General features: G+C 72.0%; 2 protein-coding genes. Both read right to left on the reverse strand.

Features of this window, described 5'->3' with window-relative positions; translation table 11 throughout:
- Window positions 1-77: 77 nt before the first annotated feature.
- Window positions 78-1292, reverse strand: coding sequence for an ABC transporter substrate-binding protein (locus tag ACI79F_RS24315; protein WP_456547715.1), 1215 nt, complete (start codon window positions 1290-1292; stop codon window positions 78-80).
- Between the two features lie 273 nt (window positions 1293-1565).
- The gene (locus ACI79F_RS24320; RefSeq protein ID WP_456547716.1) at window positions 1566-2798 is read right to left on the reverse strand and encodes an ABC transporter substrate-binding protein; all 1233 of its coding nucleotides are present in this window, start codon (window positions 2796-2798) and stop codon (window positions 1566-1568) included.
- Window positions 2799-3019 lie beyond the last annotated feature (221 nt).

A 3019-nucleotide genomic window follows, 5' to 3' on the forward strand; every position in this document is an offset into this window, starting at 1 on the left:
GCGGGACCGGCCGGACCGCCCGGTGGGTGCACCCCGCCGGCCGGTGCGCAGTACGCGCCGGCCGGCGGGGCGGCGGGTCACTCGACCGGCGTCCCGCAGAACGGCTCGCCGTCGTTGAGCGGGGTGAAGCCGTCGCCCTCGAGCTGGACGTAGTACGAGCACTGCTCGTCGTACTCGATCGTCGACTGCGGCACCGGCCGCGGGTAGAGGCCGCCGGCGTCCCAGTCGTCGGTCTCCTGCAGCGTGGAGATGAGCTCCTCCTGGGTGGCGTCGCAGCCGGCCTGCTCGAGGCCGTAGAGCAGCAGGTCGGCGCCGAACCAGCCCTGGCTCTCGTAGAAGCCGGGGATGCCGAACTCGTTGCCCGCCGCCTGCAGTGCCGACGACAGCTGCTCCGTGGCCTCGCCGCCGACCTCGATCGGGGTGAAGGCGTTGGCGAAGATGACGCCCTGCCCGGCCTGGACGGCGGGCTCGGAGCCGAGCAGGTCGGCGCCGTAGCCGGTCGGGGCGACGAAGACGCCCTCCCAGCCGGCCTGCTTGAGGCCGCCGACCAGTGCCAGCGAGGTGTCGAAGTTGATCGTCGTGTAGACCGCGTCCGCGCCGGACTCCAGGATGCCGAGCACCAGCGGGCCGACGTCGGTGCTGCCGAACTGCACGCTGTTGTTGACGTAGCCCCGCTCGAGGCCGGCCGCGTCGATCGACGCCAGCGAGCTCTCCAGCCCGGCCTGCGAGCTCGGGCTGACGTAGGCGATGCCGGCGACCTTGGTCGCGCCCTGCTCCTTGAGGAACTCCCCGGCGGTGCTGAAGGTCGTCTCGTAGTCCGGCACGAAGCTCGAGTTGAACAGGTTGTTGTCGGGAGCCGACCACTCCTGGGCGCCGTCCCAGGCCCCGCCGATCACCGGCGTCGTGCTGCCCTGGGTGGTCAGGAAGGGCGAGGCGCCGTAGAAGAACGCGCTCACGTTGATCATCGCGTAGACGCCGTCCTGCTGGACCAGCTTCTGCGCGCCGGCCAGCGCGCCCTGCGCGCTGGACGTGTCGTCGGCCTCGACGATGCCGAAGTCCACGTCGGCCGCGCAGCCCTCGCCGGCCTCCTCGTAGGCGTCGAAGCGCGCCTGCGCCCCGCGGATCGAGCCCTGGGCCGCCGTGGCACCCGGCCCGCTCAGCGAGGTCAGGATGCCGACGTCGATGGTCCCGCCGCCGCCACCCCCGCCGCCGCCACCACCACCGCTGCCGCCGCCGCCCTCCTCGTCGTCGCTGCCGCACGCCGACAGCACGAGGGCAACGGCGCACGCCATGCCGACCGCTGCCACACCTCTTCTGCGCATACCCCAGGGCTCCCATCGGTACGAAGGTTGTCGAACGATCGCAGGACCGCGACGCGCACCATGCCGCACCGTGTGGTGGGTGTCACTAGCTGCCTCGGAAGCGGGGAGGAGGGCCGCGGAGATCGTTACGGCGTCGTGACCTGGGCCACATCTCGTGGCAGAGACTGTCAGCAGAGGAACGCGAACGGCCCGGCCGGTCCGCGGGGGACCGGCCGGGCCGTCGGCTCGCGCGAGCGGGTCGGGTCAGCTCACCGCCTCACCGCAGAACGGCTCGTCGTCGTTGAGGACGACGAAGCCGTCGCCCTCCAGCTGGACGTAGTACGAGCACTGCTGGTCGTAGTCGACCGTGCTCTGCGGCACCGGCTGCGGGTAGAGGCCGCCGGCGTCCCAGTCGTCGGTCTCCTGCAGGGTGGAGATGAGCTCCTCCTGGGTGGCGTCGCAGCCGGCCTCCTCGAGGCCGTGGAGCAGCAGGTCGGCGCCGAACCAGCCCTGGCTCTCGTAGAAGCCGGGGATGCCGAACTCGTTGCCCGCCGCCTCGAGCGCCGTCTTGAGCTGCTCGGTCGCCTCGGTGCCGACCTCGATCGGGGTGAAGGCGTTGGCGAAGATCACGCCCTGTCCGGCCTGGACGGCGGGCTCGGAGCCGAGCAGGTCGGCGCCGTAGCCGGTCGGGGCGACGAAGACGCCGTTCCAGCCGGCCTGCTTGAGGCCGCCGACCAGCGCCAGCGAGGTGTCGAAGTTGATGGTCGTGTAGACCGCGTCGTCACCCGAGTCGAGGATCCCCAGCACCAACGGGCCGACGTCCGTGCTGCCGAACTGCACGCTGTTGTTGGTGTAGCCGACCTGCAGGTCCGCGGCCTCGATGGAGTTGATCGCCTGCTCCAGCCCGGCCTGCGAGCTCGGGCTGACGTAGGCGATGCCGGCGACCTTGGTCGCGCCCTGGCTCTGCAGGAAGTCGCCGGCGGTGGTGAAGGTCTTCTCGTAGTTCGGCACCAGCGAGCTGTTGAACAGGTTGTTGTCCGGGGCCGACCACTCCTGGGCGCCGTCCCAGGCCCCGCCGAAGACCGGCACCGTGCTCGCCTGCGTGGTGAGGAACGGGGAGGCGCCGTAGAAGAACGCGCTCACGTTGATCATCGCGAAGACCTGGTCCTGCTGGATCAGCTTCTGCGCGCCGGCGAGCGCCCCCTGCGCGCTCGACGTGTCGTCGGCCTCGACGATGCTGAAGTCCAGGTCGGCCGCGCAGCCCTCGCCGGCCTCCTCGTAGGCGTCGAAGCGCGCCTGCGCCCCGCGGATCGACCCCTGCGCGGCCGTGGCGTTCGGGCCGCTCAGCGAGGTCAGGATGCCGACGTCGATGGTCCCCCCGCCGCCACCCCCGCCGCCGCCCCCGTCGCCCGAGTCCTCGTCGTCGCTGCCGCACGCCGACAGCACCAGCGCCACGACGCACGCCGCGCCGACCGCCGCCAAGCCTCTTCTGCGCATACCCCACAGCTCCCATCGGGACGAAGGTCGAACGGTCGCAGGACCGCGGAGGGCACCTTGCCGCCGGATGTGACGCGTGTCACCACCTGTCGGGGACTCCGGGGTGGACGCCCAGGAGATCGTTACGACGCCGTGACCTGGACCACATCTGGCGGCAGCGACTGCCGTCCCGGGGACGCGAACGGCCCGGGCGGGGCGCCGGGGGCGGGGGGGGGGGGGGC

The organism is Blastococcus sp. SYSU D00868, from assembly GCF_054050575.1.